The organism is Photorhabdus namnaonensis, assembly GCF_001684335.1.
GTDB lineage: Bacteria > Pseudomonadota > Gammaproteobacteria > Enterobacterales > Enterobacteriaceae > Photorhabdus > Photorhabdus namnaonensis.
In genome coordinates, this window is sequence record NZ_LOIC01000020.1 from 19,493 (window position 1) to 42,149 (window position 22,657).

General features: G+C 36.6%; 19 protein-coding genes, 3 tRNA genes, 1 pseudogene and 2 CRISPR repeat arrays. Of the genes and pseudogenes, 10 read left to right on the top strand and 13 right to left on the bottom strand.

Annotation, left to right across the window (positions count from 1 at the left end; genetic code table 11):
• Positions 1 to 372: 372 nt before the first annotated feature.
• From Phpb_RS04730 to Phpb_RS04770, 9 genes are all read right to left on the bottom strand, one after another.
• Positions 373 to 1,371, bottom strand: coding sequence for an endonuclease (locus Phpb_RS04730; protein WP_065389402.1), 999 nt, complete (start codon positions 1,369 to 1,371; stop codon positions 373 to 375).
• A gap of 198 nt (positions 1,372 to 1,569) precedes the next feature.
• Complete coding sequence (locus Phpb_RS04735) at positions 1,570 to 2,859, bottom strand: phage tail protein (RefSeq protein ID WP_065389485.1); 1,290 nt, start codon at positions 2,857 to 2,859, stop codon at positions 1,570 to 1,572.
• A 236-nt stretch (positions 2,860 to 3,095) separates the two neighbouring features.
• On the bottom strand, positions 3,096 to 3,722 hold the full coding sequence (locus Phpb_RS04740) for a tail fiber assembly protein (protein WP_082302534.1): 627 nt from the start codon (positions 3,720 to 3,722) through the stop codon (positions 3,096 to 3,098).
• A gap of 21 nt (positions 3,723 to 3,743) precedes the next feature.
• Positions 3,744 to 4,463, bottom strand: coding sequence for a phage tail protein (locus tag Phpb_RS04745; RefSeq protein WP_065389404.1), 720 nt, complete (start codon positions 4,461 to 4,463; stop codon positions 3,744 to 3,746).
• A 333-nt stretch (positions 4,464 to 4,796) separates the two neighbouring features.
• On the bottom strand, positions 4,797 to 5,492 hold the full coding sequence (aqpZ, locus tag Phpb_RS04750) for an aquaporin Z (protein ID WP_065389405.1): 696 nt from the start codon (positions 5,490 to 5,492) through the stop codon (positions 4,797 to 4,799).
• A gap of 366 nt (positions 5,493 to 5,858) precedes the next feature.
• Entirely contained in the window at positions 5,859 to 6,296 is a 438-nt protein-coding gene (locus Phpb_RS04755) for a universal stress protein (protein ID WP_065389406.1), read from the bottom strand.
• A 119-nt stretch (positions 6,297 to 6,415) separates the two neighbouring features.
• On the bottom strand, positions 6,416 to 6,754 hold the full coding sequence (locus Phpb_RS04760; protein ID WP_065389407.1) for a hypothetical protein: 339 nt from the start codon (positions 6,752 to 6,754) through the stop codon (positions 6,416 to 6,418).
• 153 nt (positions 6,755 to 6,907) lie between these two features.
• Positions 6,908 to 7,336 carry a universal stress protein gene (locus Phpb_RS04765; protein ID WP_036775411.1) on the bottom strand — a complete coding sequence of 143 codons (429 nt, stop codon included), beginning with the start codon at positions 7,334 to 7,336 and terminating at the stop codon, positions 6,908 to 6,910.
• Positions 7,337 to 7,891: 555 nt separating this feature from the next.
• Complete coding sequence (locus Phpb_RS04770; protein ID WP_065389408.1) at positions 7,892 to 8,116, bottom strand: DUF2594 family protein; 225 nt, start codon at positions 8,114 to 8,116, stop codon at positions 7,892 to 7,894.
• A gap of 434 nt (positions 8,117 to 8,550) precedes the next feature.
• Here Phpb_RS04770 and uvrY point away from each other — a divergent pair, with 434 nt between their 5' ends.
• From uvrY to Phpb_RS04800, 6 genes are all read left to right on the top strand, one after another.
• Positions 8,551 to 9,216 (top strand): UvrY/SirA/GacA family response regulator transcription factor, encoded by a 666-nt coding sequence (gene uvrY, locus Phpb_RS04775; protein WP_065389486.1) that lies wholly within the window; start codon positions 8,551 to 8,553, stop codon positions 9,214 to 9,216.
• Complete coding sequence (gene uvrC / locus Phpb_RS04780) at positions 9,200 to 11,032, top strand: excinuclease ABC subunit UvrC (protein ID WP_065389409.1); 1,833 nt, start codon at positions 9,200 to 9,202, stop codon at positions 11,030 to 11,032. The genes uvrY and uvrC overlap by 17 nt, the downstream gene beginning before the upstream one ends.
• 57 nt (positions 11,033 to 11,089) lie before the next feature.
• Entirely contained in the window at positions 11,090 to 11,638 is a 549-nt protein-coding gene (pgsA, locus tag Phpb_RS04785) for a CDP-diacylglycerol--glycerol-3-phosphate 3-phosphatidyltransferase (protein ID WP_065389410.1), read from the top strand.
• A gap of 144 nt (positions 11,639 to 11,782) precedes the next feature.
• A tRNA-Gly gene (locus Phpb_RS04790) sits at positions 11,783 to 11,858 on the top strand.
• 41 nt (positions 11,859 to 11,899) lie between these two features.
• A tRNA-Cys gene (locus Phpb_RS04795) sits at positions 11,900 to 11,973 on the top strand.
• A gap of 6 nt (positions 11,974 to 11,979) precedes the next feature.
• Positions 11,980 to 12,066 (top strand) — tRNA-Leu (locus Phpb_RS04800).
• Between the two features lie 259 nt (positions 12,067 to 12,325).
• Here Phpb_RS04800 and Phpb_RS04805 read toward each other — a convergent pair.
• The 4 genes and pseudogenes from Phpb_RS04805 to Phpb_RS04820 form a co-directional block, all read right to left on the bottom strand.
• Positions 12,326 to 12,724, bottom strand: a complete 399-nt coding sequence (locus Phpb_RS04805; protein WP_036807686.1) for a hypothetical protein — start codon at positions 12,722 to 12,724, stop codon at positions 12,326 to 12,328.
• Positions 12,725 to 12,872: 148 nt separating this feature from the next.
• Complete coding sequence (locus Phpb_RS04810) at positions 12,873 to 13,502, bottom strand: tail fiber assembly protein (protein ID WP_065389487.1); 630 nt, start codon at positions 13,500 to 13,502, stop codon at positions 12,873 to 12,875.
• A 222-nt stretch (positions 13,503 to 13,724) separates the two neighbouring features.
• A pseudogene (locus tag Phpb_RS04815) lies at positions 13,725 to 14,354 on the bottom strand (phage tail protein); the annotation flags it as partial.
• A 441-nt stretch (positions 14,355 to 14,795) separates the two neighbouring features.
• A CRISPR array of direct repeats spans positions 14,796 to 15,243; the repeat unit is 28 nt; unit sequence TTTCTAAGCTGCCTGTGCGGCAGTACAC.
• A gap of 202 nt (positions 15,244 to 15,445) precedes the next feature.
• Positions 15,446 to 16,363, bottom strand: a complete 918-nt coding sequence (locus Phpb_RS04820) for a phage tail protein (RefSeq protein WP_065389411.1) — start codon at positions 16,361 to 16,363, stop codon at positions 15,446 to 15,448.
• An 828-nt stretch (positions 16,364 to 17,191) separates the two neighbouring features.
• Here Phpb_RS04820 and Phpb_RS04825 point away from each other — a divergent pair.
• From Phpb_RS04825 to Phpb_RS04840, 4 genes are all read left to right on the top strand, one after another.
• Positions 17,192 to 17,764, top strand: coding sequence for a serine acetyltransferase (locus Phpb_RS04825; RefSeq protein ID WP_065389412.1), 573 nt, complete (start codon positions 17,192 to 17,194; stop codon positions 17,762 to 17,764).
• A gap of 38 nt (positions 17,765 to 17,802) precedes the next feature.
• Positions 17,803 to 18,711 carry a hypothetical protein gene (locus Phpb_RS04830; protein ID WP_082302529.1) on the top strand — a complete coding sequence of 303 codons (909 nt, stop codon included), beginning with the start codon at positions 17,803 to 17,805 and terminating at the stop codon, positions 18,709 to 18,711.
• A 261-nt stretch (positions 18,712 to 18,972) separates the two neighbouring features.
• A CRISPR array of direct repeats spans positions 18,973 to 19,240; the repeat unit is 28 nt; unit sequence TTTCTAAGCTGCCTGTACGGCAGTACAC.
• A 930-nt stretch (positions 19,241 to 20,170) separates the two neighbouring features.
• A complete protein-coding gene (locus Phpb_RS04835) occupies positions 20,171 to 20,845 on the top strand; it encodes a PAS and helix-turn-helix domain-containing protein (protein ID WP_065389413.1) in 675 nt (224 codons plus the stop codon).
• A gap of 724 nt (positions 20,846 to 21,569) precedes the next feature.
• Positions 21,570 to 22,238 (top strand): helix-turn-helix transcriptional regulator, encoded by a 669-nt coding sequence (locus Phpb_RS04840; RefSeq protein WP_065389414.1) that lies wholly within the window; start codon positions 21,570 to 21,572, stop codon positions 22,236 to 22,238.
• The last annotated feature ends 419 nt before the right edge of the window (positions 22,239 to 22,657 follow it).

Here is a 22,657-nt window from a genome sequence, read left to right on the forward strand (position 1 = left end):
AGGTTCGCATATCATCGGAATATCAATCATTAACGTTACTCACCATTATTTCTATTTAGTGAAAACTAACGAATCATTATGACAGTATAATGACAATTCCTAAGTTATGGCAAACAAGCCAGGAACTGTTGATTAAAAATCATCGACAGTATCGCTTATTTATTTTTGCGATAAATTTAATTCATTGAATAATATGATTTAATATTTGCAGTGATAAGTATTTATTAATATAAGCTAATGACTTAACACCATAATTGATACATTCCGTTACCATCCGACAAAGAAGTCACTATCTAAAAGCGCTCTTCCCCACCAGATGGCAACAATATTATTATTGATGACAACAGAGTAAATAGTTAATTATCTGTTTTGTTAAGTACCCTTACAGTTTCCAGCCAATCGAAAACCCGCATTTTTTGCTTCAGTTTCTGTTTTAAAATAGACCGCGTTCTTCTCCTGAATCACCTTATAACCTGAACAATGAGAAAAATGATAGATTTTGCTGTTGTTATTTCCTTTAATTAATCCTGTAGAGGATGCATCAGGTAACACCCGCTGTCTCTGGCTATCTGTTTGACTATTTCTTTGCCCTGTTTTCTGCTCGTTTTTAGGAATGCCGGCAGCGAAGTTTTTATGCCACAATTGCCATTTCTGTTCACCGGTAACAAAAGGGTTATGATGCCCCATAATACCGGCAATTCGATTATCTCTCTCCCGTTCCCATTTACTCGGTGGATATTGCCGATCCCAAGCGATAAATAATTGCTGTTGTTGGCGGGACATGGAAAGATTGTAACGATCATGCATATAAAAATTAATCCGAGCGACCTGCCCTTTTACTTCATTTCTAGGCTCGAATGTGCGAGATTTAAAATCGACCTTACTGGTACAACGACCATAATCATTCGGCACATTTTTCGGTAACATTCCATAACTGAAATTACTACGATCGCCATTAACCTCGCCAATTGATGGGGCCAAATTATGCATATCGGATTCCATTGCCCTGAAAACAGGATCGGAAGAGACACAATTCTTCCTCCCCCCATTTTGCCAACATTGTCGCTGATGACCAAAAACCCAGGCAGGAACAATATGTTCCCATTCAATTCGTTCAGCACGATTCTGTTGTGATCTGACTTGATAGCCACACGAAGAAAGAATTGCACGCCCACCGCTCTTACCTGTCCATTGCCAATCGCAACCACAATAAAATGTCCCTTCCCCTGACTTAAATTGATCATGGTAGATGCGTTTACGCAATTCAACTTTAGCTTGTTCAAAGGTCGCCGGAGCGGCAAAAGAAGATAAAGGCGCAATTAAACTGAAACACCCAATATGAATTGTCCAAAAAATAACTTTACGTTTCAATGATAAACCCTACTTATGCAAAAATATCATTCTGATTCTACTCTTTTATGTTGCCTCATAATCGACCTATAAGACAAACATTGTTTCTTTGCATTTCTTCTTAGCGTTTATTTTAAAATGAAGAACTACTCAATAGACAGGTTGAAATATCACGAGATGCCCAAATAAGATACAGGGCCGATATACGGCCCCGTGTTATTACAATTTATTACCAGAAGCGCCAACACTCTCCATTTCTTCTTGTAATTTTTTTCGGTTTAAGTTCCAGAGTGAATCTTCTGGCATTTGGACCCGAATATCTAAGCGGCAAGAATTAGGAATATCACAGGGTTCCCCATCTTGATAGAAGATCTTGTCGCCATTGTCATCAATAGATTTGAGTCGCCAATTTTGAAATCTCTCCGGTAAATGCGCATGTTGGCGATGGAAAGTTTCAATGATAATAGAGCCGTCAGGTTGAACGTGATCATCAACAAAAATCAGCTCGAGATTATTGTTATCGCGAGGAATGGAAATGCCCCCATGAATACCCCAAGCACCATCAGCGTTATAGCCCAGAATATTTAATACACGATATATGCCGGTTCCCTCTTTTATTACTTCTGCACCTTCGGATTCATCATTAGTCGAGAATGTGCCATCAGGGGAGATTTCTATTATCGGGGAGGCTACCTTGAGGTTTCCGTTGGCGTCTGGTTTAGCATTAATATCGTCCCAGAATTTACGGGTAATTTTGTAATCTAAATTTATATGATCTGTACGATATGTATCTCTTCCATGAACAAAAATTAGCCTATGACTCCATACTTGATCTATCCCTTCACTTGATGAGCCATTTATATTGCTAAATCTTAGCTGAACTCCAAAACGATCAGATGGCAACCCATATTGAGTGAGGAACGGCGCATTCGGCCTAAATCCGGCACAACCGTTGTATAGATTTTCCCGACCATCCAAACGATCAAGATTCATTGAATGCATTGCATCATTAATTGATACTGCACCCACATTCCCCGCAGTCAGATTGATATCCCCAGTCAACGCCTTACCGTTTATTTTCCGGCTATCAGGTACTCTGGTATTAATATTTCCAAGTAATGAATTAACTATTTCCTTAATCAACTTTTGCGTCACTGCCAATGTATCACTATCACCAATTACATCGGTAAGTTGAACAATACCTTTTTGTGTTAATGAGGCACTGGGAATTTTTGCTGTGATTTTTTGTTCTAATGCTCGATTTAATTGTGCAGTAAGTTTAGCTATATCACCATCATCCAGAATATCATCACCAGATTGTGCCGCAATAAAATTAGCCACGACAGATGCTATAGTTGACGATTGGCGCAATACTTTATTTAACAAATGAGTGGGAACATCATTTGGTGGAAACCCACTCAATAAATCCTTACTCTCTTCATATCTCTCTTGACTCACTACATTAGCATTATTACTAATAGAAAACGCTTTAAAATCATTTTTATTCATATACTTTCCCCAAATTAAATAATGTTTATTTATAGTCAAAAACATTCAACATCTTAAAATATCCTTATTAACCTCCTCCCACTTTTAGCGAAAATAAATTTAAAATCGATAACCAAATCAATTTTACGAATCAGAGTTCATTTTTATATGGACTTTTATACGAATTTATTTAATCAAAGCACTGATTAAAAACCAGTGCTTTGTTAATATTTGAGGATTATAAAACTTTAATTATATTATTCTTTTGTCTGTTCAGGCCAATCAATATATGGCGCCGATGAAGCATCAACCCGACGCAGTAATACCAAATACTTTTTCCAATCTAACAATAGCGCTTTTTCCGCTTCCGATGCCATTTCAGTTTCAACTGCATATTGCAATACAGTGATGGCATCTTCAGCTTGCCGACGGAAAATAGCACGTTGTTGTTCTGCCTGTTCAATTTGACTCACTTTTTGAGCTTCAAAGTCTGTTACCCATTTTTCACCATCCCATTGATCAAAATCGGTGGACGGTTGCTCTAATGTTAATGTTTCTGGTAATTCGCCCAGTGCAGTCACTTCTTCCTGTGCGCCCGCTTGCGTGTTGTAAGCTATTTTTCCACGATGATCAGGGACAATTTCCCAATAACCTCCGTCCTCACTGCGACGCACAGCCATATCATCAGAATCGGGCAGGTCTGGTGCGTCTAAATAAGAGTGCGCTGACACACCTACACCTTCCGCAACATATTCGAAATCAGAACCAGAGAATTCTCTCGAATAGGGATTAACATGATAAACTTTTATCCAGCCGGCTTGAATTGCTAACCCGTCTTCACCTAATACAGCGGTTTCAGTATCTAAGATATTTTCTTGTGTCATCATTATTCTGCCTTTACGATATTATTCTGCTTTTACGATATAGTTAAATGCGATATTGCGGGGGCGGGTTTCATGGCCGCTTGTATTGTTAGCAATTGATGTAACCGTAGCGCTATCAAGTACATCACGCCCCAACGGGAACTGGTATCTATCGAAAGGTCCTTGATAACTAGAAAGAAATCTATCATCAGGAAGACCTTTCGTTAGTTGTATTCTTTTTGTGTTGTCAGCTTGTGTACTTAAAATAACGCGACCGCTATCAACACCACGCCCGTCATCCCAGCCACGAATAAACTCGCCTCTTAAATCAGGTAATCTACCGTCAGGATAAGCTTCTGCTAACTTCGGATACTGTGACCGACTAAAAGCGGAGCCATTACAAGTGAAATAACCGGCAGGTGGATGAGGCAACGGCCAGGGAATAGGCGAACCAACGGGGGTGCTGGAAATACTTGAAACTTTTTGCTCTAAAGCTTTATCTAAAGCCCTATTGAATCGCACAGTAAGTTTAGCTATATCACCATCATCCAAAACATCCTCACCAGATTGTGTCGCAATAAAATTAGCCACGACAGATGCTATTGTTGAGGATTGGCGTAATACCTTATTCAATACATGAGTAGAAACATTCTCGGGAGGAAATCCCGTCTTTAAATTCTGACTTTCTTCATATTTTTCTTGGCTGACCACATTAGCATTATCACTAACAGAAAAGGCTTTAAAATCATTTTTCTGGCTCATATACTCCTCTTAAATTCAATAATATCACTCAGTAATCAATATATTAAATAATCGTACAGATAGCCTCTATCAATTGACGATAATTATAGTCTAGTTCAGGAAAAGAATAATGAAATTTATTTTATAACTTATAGGGTTAATTATTTTTATATAATTGGCAGTAATAAATCATCCAACACATTGCAATAAAATACATCCGAATTATTTACCATTGATAACTGCAAATCTTCATGATAATGTTTCCTGCCTTTATTAAAACAGATGAAAAAATAACAATGACAAAAAAGACCACACTACAGCGTGGCCTTAAGCAAGGTAACTCACCAGTAAAAATTATTGTTTTTCAGCGAAAAATAGCCTGTAAATTCCCCCGCCAACAATCCCACCAATAATTGGCATCACCCAGAAAAACCATAACTGCTCTAAAGCCCAGGTATTCTGGAATATCGCAACAGCCGTGCTTCGTGCTGGATTGACTGATGTGTTGGTAATAGGAATGCTAATCAAATTAATTAAAACCAACGCCAAACCGATTGCTAATGGTGCAAAACCCGGAGGCGCTCGTCTATCTGTCACGCCAATAATGACAATTAAGAAAATAGCCGTTAAAACAATTTCAGCCACAATAGCGGATTGAAGTGAGAATCCACCCGGTGAATGCTCACCAAAACCATTTGATGCAAAGCCACTCGCAGTTGCATCAAAACCCACCTGCCCACTGGCAATAACATACAGCACCGCCGCAGCAAGAATACCACCGATAACTTGAGAAATAATGTAAGGAATAATTTCTACTGCCTTGAAACGACCACCAGCCCAAAGACCAATTGTTACAGCGGGGTTAAAATGCCCGCCAGAAATATGCCCAACAGCATATATCATCGTTAATACGGTTAAACCAAATGCCAAAGATACACCGACAAAACCAATCCCTAATTCAGGAAATGCAGCAGAGAATACAACACTACCACATCCCCCAAAAACCAGAACAAAAGTTCCAAGCAATTCAGCTGCTAATTTTCTTAACATGTTTTGTCCTCATCCAGTTATCAAAACGAGTCACCTTGCTGAAATTAACTATAGCCAATAAATTAAAATCATGCTTATTTTTACTATAACCGTATAAGCCACTGATTCTTGTGATATCTTTGCCTGATATTCACTTCAAACCGTGATTTAAAGCAACATCTATCCTGTACAGATCAACTTTTCGGTGAAAAATGGATAACTTAAAATCAATTATCGCCAAAATAAGTTCAATATTCTGTTTTAACAATAGAAAAATCCGATGCAAAATATCTGCACCGGATTATCACGTCAGTATTGAATAACATAATACCTATTAAGCAACGAGTACTATGTGAAAACTGTTTTTTTCACTGCTGAACAAGTCATTCATCTGACTACCAAAACTGAAATATTTGCATATCCGACAATCCCTGAAGCGTTTGAACCTAATAAATGGGTGGAAATATTAGGTCGCCGGGAACCAATAACAATTAAATCTGCTTTAATCTCATCTGCTGTCGATAATACTTTATCCCTCGGTGATCCAAAGGCTACGGAGAAAGAAACTCGCTCTTTTGGCAATCCTATTCTCTCAGCCACTTTTGCCAATTCCTCTTCTGATCTTGCAATAGACTTCTTGGCAAAAGAGTTGAGCAAGTCATATTGGTAACTATAACTAATTGAAAATCTTGATATATCAGGAACGGCATGGAAAAGATGTATATTAGCATCAGATAACTTCGCCAAATACTCTGCATGTGCAATCGCTTTATCGGTCAATTCATCTTCTGAAATATCTACCGGTACTAAAATCGTTTTGTACATATGCACTCCTATATTTATATACCAAACTTAACTACTTCAATGAGTATGTAAAATATTCCATTATTTGTTGTGAGTTGTTTAACTAAATCAAATAAATTACGGTATAGCTCTATTTTCAATCACTCAGAGTCAAGATGCCACTTATGCAATATTCGATGAATGAAAGGCGTTACAACAAGTCCCAAGGTAATAAAGAACACACTTTCCAAAAATACCCCATATATCGCAATAAAATATTTACCGGATAAACTAACAGGAGCGGGATCTAAACCCTGCGATCCCAGCATAGATAAAGCGTTAAGCAAAGATCCAGAAAAGGTATGCCCTTCTATCAGGTAAAATCCCAAGACACCTGGAATTATTCCAATAAAGAAAAACGTTGCAGCAATAAGGTAAAAACGTACCACTCGCAGTAAGAAATGGTCCAGACGAATCAGTTTATCAGTAAATTTTTCCATAATCATTGCATCCTCAACAATTCTACGAAACCTTATGCAATCTCAATGAAAAGCAAATTTAATAAAAATAGAGCAACACAGCGTTAACTAGAAAATATCTAGCAAGCCATCCGAAGATGGCTAGCCAATCTCCCCCATTACGTTTCAATTACCTTATCTGATAACCAAAACAGATGTTGTCGAATATTTAACAACACCAGATGCATTAGATCCTAGCAAATGCGTTGTAATATTGGGCCTTCTAGAGCCAATAACAATAAGATCAGCATTAATTTCTGTCGCTGCCGCTGTTATCTCATCTCTTGGCGACCCAAATGCAATGGAATAGGATAACCTGTCATCAGGAAAATCGATGGTATCAAGTAACGTTTTCAAATCATCTTCGGCTTTAATTGTCGCTTTATCCTTAATTTCATCATATCCCAACGAATATGCATTAACAATTGCTGATGAAATTGGCAGTACATGAAGAATATGGAGCCTCGCACCTGTTTTTTTCGCCAAAGACAGTGCATGCTTAACAGCTTTACTCGTTAGTTCATCTTCTGAAATATCTACCGGTACTAAAATAGTTTTGTACATACGCACGCTCCTATATTTACATACCAAACCAGACTACTACATTTAGTATACTCCATATCCTGTTAATTACTATGAGTTATTCAACCATATAGATGCAATGATAAAAATCAATAAAATCACTTATATTTCATATCGATATAAAAACATCACCAATGCCGCTCACATAAAATCAACATTTACAAAAGTCAAAACCCATCATTGTCATAATGATGAATCTATTACTGTTTGTCATCAATGACGATTACATTATTTATCTGCAAGAGAAAAAGTTAATTGATACCTTTTTTCAATATATCATTCTGTATATAACGATAAAATAATAATTATAAATTTTTCACAAATTATTCTCCTTTCCACACCTTTCTCTATAACCAGACAATTAATATCGTTTTTAATTTATTTACATTATATCTTTAGTTTCATGAATTTATACTAATTTAATGCATTATAATAATATTTTTTCCCGAAAAAATATTATGAAAAAACGTTGGTCATTTCAGCACATAGCAAAAGTGGGATTTACAGGGGCAATAACATTAACCCCTGAGACCTATCTCACTGCCGATATAACGCTTTTATTTGCTGAACCGTATTTTCAAATATCTTAGCCTGTTTTTCATCTCCCATTTCTGCAATAACACGTTCCAAATTCAGTACAACTTTCCCTGCATGAGCTTGCCCCATAGTTTTAAGAATGGAAGCCAACAGAACTTTCAAACATGTCACCTCTGTTGCCAGAGTTTCAGTATCGGATGAAGGAATTAAAACGATTTTATTCATAGTCGTTACCCATTTACGTATTAATTACGTTATGAAAATAATAATTATACCACATAATTCATCCCCTATTTTTATACATTTTCCAAATAGATCTACGCCAAAAATCGTTAAATTATTGTTAAAACCATTTATTTTATAAATATTTATTTAGTTATTAATTTCATCATAATCAGAATACGCAGAATGTTCCCATTACAAATAAACAGTATTTATCATCGTATAAAATAATTCTCTTTTGTCTTTGGAAGAGATAAGTATAATCTTCACATTCCTGATGAACTTTTAGGATAATTTATCTATTCTATTGTTTTATATAATCTTTACTAAAAGTCAAAAAATAGACAATTGAAGTTAACTCTTTTGAAACAAATTCAATACACAAGCAATGTCAATGAAGCTCATGTATGAGCATAGAGCCAGTTGGAGATACTTTTTTGATAAATGTTTTGTTAGTCGATGATCACGAGCTGATCAGGGTTGGTGTAAAGCGTATTCTTGATGACGTAAAAGGGATAACAGTAACAGGAGAAGCTAACTGTGGTGAAGAAGCGATAAAGTGGTGCCGGGCTAATAAAGTAGATATCGTGTTAATGGATATGAGCATGCCAGGCATGGGCGGCCTGGAGGCAACAAAAAGAATCCTGCGTTATTGTCCCGATGTCCGAGTCATCATGTTGACTATCTATACTGAAAATCCTTTGCCAATGAAGGTGATGCAGGCCGGCGCCAGAGGATATCTCAGTAAGGCTTCTACTCCTCAGGACATGATTAATGCAATCCGCGCGGTTAATGCCGGCCAGCGCTATATCGCTCCCGATATTGCTCAACAAATGGCCCTTAGCCAAATTAGTCCACAGAAAGACAATCCATTAAGTTGTCTGTCTGATCGTGAATTACAGATTATGCTGATGATCACGAAAGGACAAAAAGTGAGTGATATCTCCGAACAACTTAATCTTAGCCCAAAAACCGTCAATAGCTATCGCTACCGAATGTTTAGTAAACTCAATATCAGCGGCGATGTAGAATTAACACATATGGCAATACGTTATGGGCTATTCGACACAGAGAGTCTATTAAATAGTGACGGAACAATTTGATTCAAAAACATTTTTACAAACAGTAACCAGTCAGCCTGGTGTTTATCGTATGTATGACACTTCAGGCGCGGTTATTTATGTTGGTAAAGCCAAAGATTTAAAAAAACGGCTTGCCAGTTACTTTCGCGCGCAGGTCGCCAGTCGTAAAACCGAATCTCTGGTTAAAAATATTGTTCAAATAGATGTTACTGTCACGCATACCGAAACAGAAGCACTGCTATTGGAGCATAATTACATTAAGCTCTATCAGCCCAGATATAACGTTTTACTGCGAGATGACAAATCCTACCCTTACATTTTTCTCAGCGCGGATAAACACCCACGGCTGGCAATGCATCGGGGAGCTAAACATTCTAAAGGTGAATATTTCGGCCCGTTTCCAAATACTCATGCAGTACGAGAATCATTAATCTTACTGCAAAAACTTTTTCCTATCCGACAATGTGAGGATAGTGTCTACCGCAATCGCTCGCGGCCATGCCTGCAATATCAAATTGGCCGCTGCCTTGGGCCTTGCGTTAACGGGCTGGTAAGTGAAGAAGAGTATCAGCAACAAGTTGATTATATTCGTCTGTTCCTTTCAGGCAAAGATCAGCAAGTTTTAATCAAATTAATTAACCAAATGGAACAAGCCAGCCAGCAACTGAAATTTGAAGATGCTGCAAGATACCGTGATCAAATCCAGGCTGTTCGTCAGGTCACTGAAAGACAATTTGTTTCAGGAACAGACGATGACCTGGATGTTATCAGTGCCGCCTTTGAAGCGGGTATGGCTTGTCTACACGTACTGTTTATACGTCAAGGCAAAGTACTGGGCAGCCGGAGTTACTACCCTAAAGTCCCGACAGAGACAAAGCTTGATGAGATTGTACAAACATTCCTTGGCCAATTTTATTTACAGGGCAGCCAAAATCGGACTTTGCCCTCAGAAATTTTGCTGGATTTTACTCTGCCGGAAAAAGATATTTTGTCTGATTCTTTATCTGAAATATCCGGGCGGAAAATTCATATTCAAACCCGCCCTCGTGGAGACAAAGCCCGTTATCTGAAACTTGCTCGCACAAATGCAACCACCGCCCTAACTACCCGCTTATCGCAACAATCAACCATTCATCAAAGATTAGACTCTCTCGCCAAATTGGTTAAGCTGGCAAAAATTCAGAGAATGGAATGTTTTGATATTAGTCACACTATGGGGGAACAAACTGTTGCATCCTGTGTCGTTTTTGATAGCAATGGCCCACTACGTTCCGAATATCGGCGCTATAATATCAGTGGTATTACTCCCGGTGATGATTACGCTGCCATGAATCAAGTATTACGCCGTCGATATGGAAAAACATTAGATGAATCAAAAATTCCCGACATTATTTTCATCGATGGAGGTAAAGGGCAATTAGCTCAGGCAATAGCTGTCTTTCAGTCTCTTGATGTTGAATGGGATAAAACGCGCCCTCAATTGATAGGTATTGCCAAAGGCAGTGATCGCAAAGCTGGGCTTGAAACACTATTTTTCGCGACGGAGGATAAAGGTATCGCATTACCGCCGGACTCTCCCGCCCTGCATGTAATTCAGCATATTCGTGACGAATCACATAATCATGCAATAACCGGGCACCGCCAACGCAGAGCTAAAGTTAGAAACACCAGTACACTGGAATCTATTGAAGGAGTAGGCCCCAAACGCCGACAAATGTTACTGAAATATATGGGAGGTTTACAGCCTTTACGCAACGCAAGTGTCGAAGAGATCGCAAAAGTACCGACTATTTCCTATGCATTAGCAGAAAAAATTTATAATGCATTGAAACACTAAGTACATTGATGCACCATACTTATAAATTCCACTATAGCCAGATAGTTAAGAAGCACTATGCAATTAAATATACCAACATGGCTCACTCTATTTCGTATCGCCCTGATCCCATTTTTTGTCCTGGCATTCTATTTGCCATTTACATGGGCGCCGATGGTTTGTGCCATAATTTTTATTGTCGCCGCGGCGACAGACTGGTTTGACGGCTTTCTCGCCCGCCTTTGGAAACAGACAACCCGCTTTGGCGCATTTCTTGATCCTGTCGCGGACAAAATCATGGTTGCTGCCGCATTAGTCTTAGTTTCCGAGCATTATCATACGTGGTGGATAACCCTCCCCGCGGCGACCATGATAGCGCGTGAAATTATCATCTCTTCTCTCAGAGAATGGATGGCCGAATTAGGCAAACGCAGTAGTATTGCCGTTTCTTGGATGGGTAAGGTAAAAACGACAGCGCAGATGGCGGCGTTAGTTGCTTTATTATGGCGCCCTAATTTTGAATTCGAATTGGGCGGATTCATATTACTTTATATTGCCACGGTGATGACATTTTGGTCAATGTTTCAATATGTAAACGCCGCCTGGTCTGACTTGCGCGAAGCTTGATCGAAATGACGTAAAAACCATCGAACAAACACAGCGTAACAATAATTGTGTTGACTCGATACGTGAAGTAAGTAGAATGCAACGCATCGAACGGCACATGAGATTTACGAAAACAAATAAGTAAATCAGCCAGTTCAAAGCGGTGCGGGAATAGCTCAGTTGGTAGAGCACAACCTTGCCAAGGTTGGGGTCGCGAGTTCGAGTCTCGTTTCCCGCTCCAAGTTACCGGTCAGAATTATGACAAGTAACTAAAGATGGAAAGGCGCGTTGGCAGAGTGGCCATGCAGCGGATTGCAAATCCGTCAACCTCGGTTCGACTCCGGGACGCGCCTCCAGATTCAGCCCAGGTGGTGAAATCGGTAGACACAAGGGATTTAAAATCCCTCGGCTGTAAGGCTGTGCGGGTTCAAGTCCCGCCCTGGGCACCAAATAAAAACTTGCTGTAAAACAGTGAGTTAGGGAAAAGAAAAGGCCACCGCAAGGTGGCTTTTTTGTTTTGTGCGATGGCCTGAGAATGGTGAAGTGGCGGCAAAATAGCGGCACTGTAATAAATATACATTATCTATTTCAGGCAATCTCTCCCCTCTCGAAGCATCATCAGAAAAATCTTTTTCACATAAAAAAAGTTAAGTAATGATTGCTACATTACTGTGAAACCTATTTACTGGCAGAGTTAGCAGAAAATTATTATCTTTTTATGTAGTTCATCAGCTTTTGTAGGAACAATTTTTTTATTTCAGGTTGATTTGATTTAGCCCATGACGGATTTTCCAAATCGGTTGGAAGTAAGTACAAACGATCATCGTCATCAACAACTTTAGCATTAAGTTTTTCGGCTATCTGTAACATCTTACAATATAAGGCTGTATCGGGGTGTTTTGTATATATGTTCCCATCAGACCAATTCAGCCAAGGTTCTTCATAGACGCTCTTCCCTGTCCATCTAGCATGAAACTGACCATTTCTTTCATCAATGAATAATTCGTCATCCTCAGCCACTAATGCGAGCCACTCATCGCTACTAATCTGGCAATCTTCATTCATTGAGAAGCATTCAGCTCTTGTTATATGAAGCTCCCACCCCATAATTACTCCTTAATTATCTGAAAAATACGGTAGTAAAAGGCCACCGTAAGGTGGCTCAGACCGCTGACAAACTACATTTAAAATAACGAGGGTTGTTTCTTTTTTCGTGATAGAAGTCACTATTCACTATACCCTTTCACTATATTTTTTATTTCGGCTGTTCTGGCCATTCAATATCGGAAACCAGAGAAATATTTACTCTATTGAGCATTATCCTGTATTTTTTCCATTCCAACAGAACAGCTTTCTCTACTTCGGTAGCGATATCTAAATCAACAGCATCTTGCAGTAATGCAATGGATTCATTCGCGTGTCGCAGCAAAGTCATACGCTGCCGCTCCGCTTGTTCAATCTGATCTGCTTTTAGAGCTACATTATCAGTGACCCATTGTGTGCCATCCCACTTATCAAAATCGGTGGTAGGTTGCTTAAAGGTCAGAGTTTCAAGTAATTCACCCAATTCAGTGATTTTCTGTTGAGTTAGTGTTAACGTGTCGTAAGCGATTTTTCCGCGATAATCAGGTACTATTTCCCAACGCTTACCATCTTCACTGCGGCAAACAGCCAGGTCATCAGAATCAGGAAAGTCTGGTGCATCTAAATAAGAATTCGCTGACAAACTGACACCGAGCATAACATATTCAATATCAACGCCAGTAAATTCTCTTGTTATTTGATTCGCGTGATAAACTTTCATCCAACCGGCTTGAATCGCTAACCCGCCTTCACCGAATATGGCTGTTTCGTGTTCTAAGGAATATTTTTGTTCTGCCGTTATGCTGTATGCTGCTGCTCTCACTATGTAGTTAAATGCTATGTTGCGGGGCCTTGATACCCCTATAAATGCAGAATTCGCAATCCAGTCTGCCTGAGCTTTACAATATACAGCTTTTACCGAAGTATTGTTATTTTGAGGAATATCCCACTGCAATTTTGTACGCTCATTACGTGAAGGAGTAATAATAAAATTACTCGCCCGATCAACATTCTGTACCAAATAAGCCCCTTCCTGCCATGACAATATTGAACGAGATGGGTCCACATTTCGACCACTATCCCAGCCACGGATAAACTCTCCCCTTAAATCGGGCAATCTGCCGTCAGGATAAGCTTCTGCTAACTTTGGGTACTGCAATTTATTGAAAAATGCACCGTTACAAACGAGATAGTTGATAGGCGGATAGGGTAACGGCCACGGAATAGGGGAACCCACAGGTATATTAATTTCTTCACGTAACGAACTTATTATTTCCTGAGCAAACTTTTGTGTAACAGCCAATGTATCACTATTGCCAATCACATTTGTAAGCTGGACAATACCTTTCTGTATTAATGAAGCATCGGGAACCTTTGTTACTATTTTCTGTTCCAGTGCTTTATTTAACTGAGCCGTGAGTTTCTCTATATTCCCATCATCCAAAACATCATTGCCAGATTGTGTGGCAATAAAATTAGCGACTACAGAGGATATTGTGGAAGACTGACGTAATGCCTTATTTAGCATATCAGTGGTAATACCATCTCGTGGGAACCCTGTCTGCAAATTCTGACTTTCTTCATATTTTTCTTGGCTAATTACATTAGCATTATTGCCAATAGAAAAAGCTTTAAAATCATTTTTTTGACTCATGCACTTACTCCTTAAGTAAAATAATATTTTTTATAATCAACATATTTAATTACTGTAAAAACAATCCGACTGTAATTTATTAAAATTAAAGTCTAGTTCAGAAAGAAAAGCAATACAGCATTCCTATTTATTAGGAGACTGACCGTTTTTATATAATTGTAAGCAATAAATAATTAAATATCTTAGAGTCAAAAATATATCCAAACCATTTATATTTAATATCTGGAAACTATTTTGTTCTTATTCTTTCTATCTTTTCCTGCAATTTCTTTTATTTTAAATTCCAAACTGAATATTCCTGCATTTGGACACGAACATCTAAACGACAGTATTCTGGAATATCACAGGAATCCCTATGTTTATAAAACACACATTCATTGTTCTCATCGCTACACTTGAGCCGCCAGTTCTGAAAACCAGTCGGTAAGTGAGAACGTTAGATTTCTAAGCTGCCTGTGCGGCAGTACACGGCACGCGGTGCATAGCTAGCATGTCGTCGCGTTTCTAAGCTGCCTGTGCGGCAGTACACTGCATTATCTTGATGCCAAAAATTTTCCTGATTTTCTAAGCTGCCTGTGCGGCAGTACACCCATCACCATTTCGTATAGTTCTGACTCATCCTTTCTAAGCTGCCTGTGCGGCAGTACACATCCGAAGATGTCGAGATAAAGCATGGAAGCATTTCTAAGCTGCCTGTGCGGCAGTACACCGTTAGATTTGCACTGGCTACAGGCTTAAGAATTTCTAAGCTGCCTGTGCGGCAGTACACTCACAAATTACAGTTGTTGGTGATGGATTTCCTTTCTAAGCTGCCTGTGCGGCAGTACACTGCTATTGTCCTGAATAGCCGGACCGGGCTAATTTCTAAGCTGCCTGTGCGGCAGTACACTGTTGCATATTAACCCCAATCTACTGAATGTTAAAGAGTAACCATTATAAAAAATAAAAAACCCTTTTTTACAGAGCAAATAATATTTATTTAAAAATCAATAAATTAAACTTTGCCGTTAAAAAAGGGTCAAAACTTCCTCCATTTAAGTGGAACACCATCCCCTTCTATTTCTGATTTAAACGGTATTTTTGTTCAGCCATTATGCTGCTCTCACTATGTAATTAAATGCTATATTGCGGGGGCGGTTCTCTGAGGCCACAGGAACAACACTTGATGCGGCGAACCCAAAACCGTATGCAGTGTATACAGCATCCCGGGTAAAATGATCCACTGATTTAGGATTACCATCTACACCCACTCCAAGAGTTTCACTAGCATAAAAAGCCCCTTTTGTTGCCAGATGATAGTTTGATGCTATTGCCCCAGGAAATGAACCCTCAATATTTCTGATAGCATCCCCCTGGTGAGTTAAAACTCCACGACCACTATCAATACCTCGACCATCATCCCATCCACGGATAAATTCGCCTCTTAAATCAGGTAATCTACCATCAGGATAAGCTTCCGCTAACTTCGGATACTGTAATCTATTAAATGCTGAGCCATTACAAGTAAAATAACCGAATGGTGGGTGAGGTAACGGCCACGGAATAGGAGAACCGACAGGAATTTCATTAGCTGTTTTAATCCGGTTATCTATCTCTTCACGGGTATATTTATGTAATGAATTTATTACTTCCTGAACAAGCTTTTGTGTAACCGCCAATGTATCGCTATTGCCAATCACATTTGTAAGCTGGACAATACCTTTTTGAGTTAATGAAGCGCTGGGAATGTCCGCTGTAATTTTCTGTTCTAACGCTTTATTTAATTGAACGGTGAGTTTGGCTATATTTCCATCGTCCAGAACATCATTGCCAGATCCTGCTGCAATAAAGTCAGCCACGACAGATGATACCGTTGATGCCTGACGTAATACCTTATTTAACAAATGAGTGGGTACATTATCTGGTGAAAATCCAGTCTGCAAACTCTGATTTATCTCATATTTCTCTTGACTGACTACATTCGCATTATCACTAATAGAAAAAGCCTTAAAATCATTCTTGTGACTCATACACCTTCCTTAAATTAAATAATGTTATTTCACAATCAACACATTAAATTATTATAAAGACACTCCATTACAATTCACGCCAATTAAAGTCTAGTTCAGAAAAAAAGTAATGCACTGTTCTTATTACTTATAAGGTTAACCATTTTTGTATAATTGACTGCAACAAGTAGATCAATATTCTATTTGATGTTCTACACTGGATATTTTATATCTAAATACGAACACCTAAGCGGTAATATCCAGCATTAAAAACCGCATCCAGAAGTTTATTCATCAATACTCACTCAGTATCACCATTGACACTTTTAACTACTGATAATTTAAAAATATTCCTAGATTTGATTAATATGGTTTGAGTAGAAGCAATACCAAATTTACTATCTTTCCAGCGGTGAATAATTCCTGCCACTTAGTCCCGTTAACTTTTAGGCATCACAACGGAAAAACCAATATCAGATAGCGGTGGACTCCACTAAAATGATTTGTAACCCATTGTGACAATCAAGAAAATCTACAATCACCCGGATATACGTCTCACTGCCAACCCAGTAATTCCCCTATTCTTTCTCTTTTTTCTGCAAGATGGTTTGACTGGATTTACGCTGTTTGCACTTGACAGTGACTTTTTTGGGACTCACTTCAAACTAAAAACCTGCCAGAGATAGTATGAAGCATAGAAATTGTATGATGGCTGGTCTGTATTTTATCAGCGCCAATCCACATATTCTACGTTTCCCCAACTAATCTATTTGGCTGAATTTGACATTTTTAATATAATCCATATCTGAAAAATGACACAACTAATCAGTACAAAGTATTAACAGAAAAATGAACAAAATATCACCACAAAAAAAAGAGCTAAACCATTTAAAGGCATGTTTACTCAGTGAAGTTATCTGTTCACGAACATCATTCTCATGGCTCAAAGCAGTCCATCGAGCCCTTAAATGTCCAGATCGCAGGTTCTATATCTGGTGGAGAATTGCTAATTATTTATACAGGACAAATAAAGCCAAGAAAATCTCTATTCATATAAATAGAAATCTAAGGAATAAATATGGATGTGATTTAGGATTAGGGTCCTATATAGGGAAAAATTTTCGTATATCTCATTATGTTGGCATTGTTATTTCTCGCACATGCATTATCGGTGATAATTTTCATATTTTACAAAATACAACTATTGGCGTTCTTAATGAAGATGTTGATGGAGCAATAAGGATAGGAAATAATGTAAAAATAGGTGCAAACTGTTGTATTATAAGTGATAATATAACAATTGGGGATAATGTCTACATAGGTGCAATGTCATTTATTAATAAAGATATCCCGGCTAATTGCATTGTGTATACTCCTAAAGCTCGAAATGAGATAAAGATAAAAACAGTAAAAAACAATTAACAAAATGTTACACTTTAGAATAAAAAGGGAATTACAATATGTTTTCTAAATACAAATATCTCTTAAAATTGGGCATGCTCTGTAAGCAGAATATAACAAAGTCAATATACAGAAATATAGCCAGCAAAAGAATGAAACACAACATGAACTTTTGGCCTCACATAAAGATCTCAAGAAACATTAATGGTAAAATCAACTCAGTTTCGTTCAATAAGAAAAATATAAGTATCAATGAATTCCCAAAAAAATCAGAAAAACCATTAATCATTATTGCATCTGGGCCGTCAGTATCTACCATCAAAACAGATTTTTTTGATGATACTAAATTTGATATTATGGGTGTTAACGGTTCATATGAATTATCACCAAAGGTGAAATTCAAATATCATGTGATAATTGACAGAACATTCATTCTAAATAGGAAGAACATTGTTTTAAATATATTAAAAGACAATGAATTGATATTCTTCACAACAATGGATTGCCTCAACGACATCTTAATTGATTACGGTTATCTTGAATTGAAATGTAAGGTAATTATTATTGAGAATATTGATCAACCCGTTTATAAAGAGGAAAAAGAACTTTCTGAAATAAAGAGTGATGAAATAATAATACAGAATGGTGTGGCATTCTCATTGAACTTAAATCTCGGATTCTATAACGGAACAACAGTTGCATATTCTGCTCTACAAATAGCGTTATTTTTGGGCTATAAAAAAATATATTTCGCAGGTTTAGATATGAATAATTTTTCAAAACCAAGATTTTATGAAACTCAAAATGACAAACTCGATACCAAATTAAATAATAATTTACACGATTTCATCATTCCTTGTTTCAACCTAGCTCATGAAATAGCAATAAGCAAAGGAGTGGAGATTTATAATCTATCGAAAAATAGCGCTATAAATTCATTCGAAAAGTTGGATTATAAGGAAATTTAAGTAATTAAATTTATGATAAAGCTTGCGTAGCTTCATGTAAAATGCGAAAAGCCTCAATTAAAACTCAAGCTCATTTATACTCTACCTCCCCCTTGAGGTAGAGTATTTACCAATCTCAATATGAGGCCAATATTTCCAGTCTTATCACTCGATAGAAATTCCTTGCTTTTATAACTCTAAACTACACCTAGAACTTCAAGAAGTTAAACTGCCTGTACGGCAGTTCACTCTTTATTTCTGAACTAAACGATCCTTTAACAATTTCTAAGCTGCCTGTACGGCAGTACACACTTGCGACAACAAACACACGGCGACGTCGTTTTTCTAAGCTGCCTGTACGGCAGTACACTCCCGTCAAGGGCACTTTTTTGCCCGAATCCGTTTCTAAGCTGCCTGTACGGCAGTACACAAGTGGGATTATTGAAACGAGGAACGGTTTTATTTCTAAGCTGCCTGTACGGCAGTACACATTGGTTTTCAATATACATAACTGATCAGGATTTTCTAAGCTGCCTGTACGGCAGTACACTGTTACATATTAACCCCAACCTACTGAATGTTAAAGTGTAATCATTATAAAAAATAAAAAACCCTTTTTTACGGGGAAAACAATATTTGTTTAAAAATCAATGAATTAAAATTGGTTACTAAAAAAGGGTCAAAAATTAGGTCAAGAGAGGCTCAAGTTTTTAAGTTACCACTGACGCAACTTTCTTAGCTGACGATTACGTTTCAATAAATCTTCTACCTTATCTCATTCATCACTCAACAAAATTGATTTTTTCCCATTCGGAGATATGGGGATATAAGGTAATAACGGCTGTAAGATCTGAATTTTACCTTATACAGATGCTCTCTGTAACAATATATCCTTCATATCGGCCTGATCTTTCAGTAGTTACTATGGAAAAAAGTAAGTATTACCGACTATCATTGACCATTCAGAAAAATATCTGAATTAAATAATTTCTATAAAAAATAATATTTAAAAATACATTTTCATTTATTTAAGATTTACTTGTTAAAGAATAAATAATTTAATTATTAGTATACTTTTCCTTTAAAAACAAATTATTTACCTATGCCATAGAATAAATCTATTTTAAGTAAAATTATTACTTAAATTATTTAGATAATCTCTTAAGTAATCAGCAAGGATTTACTATGCAAAATATAAGAAGTAAACTAAACAGCATCACTTTAATCTTAAGCTATATGAAGAATAAAAATAGAGTCATTTAAAAACATAAATTATATTTAATAATATTAGAATATGAATAACAATACCTCCACCAAGATAAAACATACGTTGAAAAGATGCCAAGTCATCTTACTAAAAACTCACTCATTCGGAGGCTATCACAAGAAAAATAACCACCCTTTTCTACACCTTATCAATATTGATCATTTAGGGTCGCTAAGTATTATAAACCAATCATCAGCTATATAGGCCTTAATCATGAAGAAAATTAATGGAACATATATTTCACCACAAATAATAAACACAATGGAAGCAAGCAATGAGCCGTGGGGAATCAAAGATAAAAATTCACGCTTTATTTATGGTAACCTGGCCTTAAAATCTATTCAAAACATTCCAACGTCATTTAATTATGAAGGACTTTTTGATGGCGAACTTCCCTGGAGTGGATCGGAGTTTGCAAAAGAATTCATTGATCATGATAAAATTGTAATGACAAAAGGCAAAAGAGTTTGCTCACTCGAAACTTATACATATGGAAAGGAAAAAATCTTATCGTCTTACTTCCAAGAAAAATTACCACTGTATAACGATGCAAAGGAGTGCATAGGCATATTTTTTCATGGATGGAAAGCTAAAGATTTTTCATTAATTAACCTATATCAATATTATAATGATCTACCCACATCTATTATATTCCAGCCACCAACAGATACTTTTACCCAACGTGAATGGGATATTATTTTCTTCTTTTTACAAAATTACACCAGGAAACAGATTGGAAAGATATTAAATATTGCTTATCGTACGGTTGAATGCCATATGACCAATATATATCACAAGATAGGTGTTGACTCCAGTAAACAACTGGAAGAATATTGTCTCATCAATAACTTTAAACGCTATGTACCCGAGAAATTTTTACTATCTTAATAACGCCATTTACTATTTTCAACCATAAAGAACATGATTACATAGTCTATCGCTGCCGGTATGATACAATCCCAACATCAATGGGTAATGATATTATCTCAAATTATACCGGCAGTATTTTCATATATAAAAATATTAATTAAATAAACAGTTTAATGATTATTTGATTTTTAGGAAGAATAATCATTTACTGTTACATTTCCTCATATTTAAAGTTTATCTCTTAAATAAAAATAAAATTCACTAACAGAAAGAACTAACCATTTATCTCTATTATAGAATACAATCATTTTAAATATCATAAACAAATAATTACCTGAATAATTAAATTGCATGATGATAACTATAAAATTCAATCAAAACAATACCATTGTTAAACTAATTTACCTGTGTAAGAAAGTAATAATCTTTTGGGAAAAGTGATTATTTACCCCTCCCGATTCTCTACCAATATCACAATTTTTCTAAAAATTACAATATATTGATATTTTTAACTGATAAATTACCCTCATCCATTGCAGAAAATACCTTTAATTATATTAAGAAGACTCCCAAAAATGAAATCTACAATAGCACACATAACTAAACCATTCTCGTAATAAAGATAGCTATGATAATTATTTTATGAAAAAGCCTGTCATTGCTGGTAATAAAGTATTAAACTGGCAATATGATTCAAATATATTACAACTTAAACATAAATCAGATAAAAAGGAATAATAAGATGAATAATCACATGACTATATCATCTCAAATTATTAACACGCTGTCCGCAAGTAATGAGCCTTGGGGAATCAAAGATAAAAACTCATGCTTTATCTACGGTAATATGGCATTAAAATCTCTTCAAAATTTTTCAAATTCATTTGAATTTGAGGGGTTTTATGAAACTGAACTTCCTTGGGATAGCGCTAAATTCGCGGAAGAATTTATTAATCATGATAAGAAAGTAATAGAAAAACAGCAGAGAATATGTTCAATCGAAACTCATATATTTGGCAGAGAGCAAATCCTATCGTCTTACTTTTTCGAGAAATCACCTTTTTATCATAAAGATGGAGATTGCATCGGAGTCATATACCACGGCTGGGAAGCGCAAAATTATTCATTAGCCTATTTACATCAATACCATGATAAACTACCCGCTTCAATTATGCTCCAGCCACCAACCGATCTTTTTACTCAACGTGAATGGGATATCATTTTCCTCTTTTTACAGAAAAGTACCAGAAAACAGATTGGACAGATACTAAACCTAGCTTATCGCACTGTTGAATCCTATATGACTCGAATATACCGTAAGATAGGTATTAATTCTAGCCAACAACTGGAAGAGTATTGCCAAACCAATAATTTTAATCACTATATACCGGAAAAGTTCTTATTGTCTTAGATTACGTATTTATTTTCGCTTTTTACATGCTGTTCTTATCCATTATTAATGGAGAAAATAGCCAGCTCTGTTGGGATATTTTTATTTAAAAATATGATAGTTATATTCAATAATTTTTTAAGGTTATATATAAACCCAACAGGGCTACCCCTACCTTATTACCATTCAGCGAACAAATACATAGGATAGATATTCATAATAATGATTTATAAAAGATAAAGAATTCTATTTTATTTATACAAATGCTGAACCTACTAAAGACAATAAGTTACCTAAAAAATTTAATATTATTAAGTATACAGAAAAATAATTACCTACATTAGTTAATCATTTCTTACGCCAAAGAAATCGATCACAATCAAACTAATATGGATTTTATTACCAGCTTCCTTACAGATAAATAATTTATTAATTACATG

What these genes read in the sequence shown, in the direction of transcription:
- aqpZ (WP_065389405.1), bottom strand. Translation starts at nt 5,492, where the DNA reads ATGTTAAGAAAATTAGCAGCTGAATTGCTTGGAACTTTTGTTCTGGTT.
- Phpb_RS04760 (WP_065389407.1), bottom strand. Translation starts at nt 6,754, where the DNA reads ATGGAAAAATTTACTGATAAACTGATTCGTCTGGACCATTTCTTACTG.
- Phpb_RS04825 (WP_065389412.1), top strand. Translation starts at nt 17,192, where the DNA reads ATGAACAAAATATCACCACAAAAAAAAGAGCTAAACCATTTAAAGGCA.
- Phpb_RS04740 (WP_082302534.1), bottom strand. Translation starts at nt 3,722, where the DNA reads ATGACACAAGAAAATATCTTAGATACTGAAACCGCTGTATTAGGTGAA.
- Phpb_RS04805 (WP_036807686.1), bottom strand. Translation starts at nt 12,724, where the DNA reads ATGGGGTGGGAGCTTCATATAACAAGAGCTGAATGCTTCTCAATGAAT.
- Phpb_RS04835 (WP_065389413.1), top strand. Translation starts at nt 20,171, where the DNA reads ATGAAGAAAATTAATGGAACATATATTTCACCACAAATAATAAACACA.
- Phpb_RS04770 (WP_065389408.1), bottom strand. Translation starts at nt 8,116, where the DNA reads ATGAATAAAATCGTTTTAATTCCTTCATCCGATACTGAAACTCTGGCA.
- Phpb_RS04735 (WP_065389485.1), bottom strand. Translation starts at nt 2,859, where the DNA reads ATGAATAAAAATGATTTTAAAGCGTTTTCTATTAGTAATAATGCTAAT.
- pgsA (WP_065389410.1), top strand. Translation starts at nt 11,090, where the DNA reads ATGCAATTAAATATACCAACATGGCTCACTCTATTTCGTATCGCCCTG.
- Phpb_RS04830 (WP_082302529.1), top strand. Translation starts at nt 17,803, where the DNA reads ATGTTTTCTAAATACAAATATCTCTTAAAATTGGGCATGCTCTGTAAG.
- Phpb_RS04840 (WP_065389414.1), top strand. Translation starts at nt 21,570, where the DNA reads ATGAATAATCACATGACTATATCATCTCAAATTATTAACACGCTGTCC.
- Phpb_RS04765 (WP_036775411.1), bottom strand. Translation starts at nt 7,336, where the DNA reads ATGTACAAAACTATTTTAGTACCGGTAGATATTTCAGAAGATGAACTA.
- Phpb_RS04820 (WP_065389411.1), bottom strand. Translation starts at nt 16,363, where the DNA reads ATGAGTCACAAGAATGATTTTAAGGCTTTTTCTATTAGTGATAATGCG.
- Phpb_RS04755 (WP_065389406.1), bottom strand. Translation starts at nt 6,296, where the DNA reads ATGTACAAAACGATTTTAGTACCGGTAGATATTTCAGAAGATGAATTG.
- Phpb_RS04745 (WP_065389404.1), bottom strand. Translation starts at nt 4,463, where the DNA reads ATGAGCCAGAAAAATGATTTTAAAGCCTTTTCTGTTAGTGATAATGCT.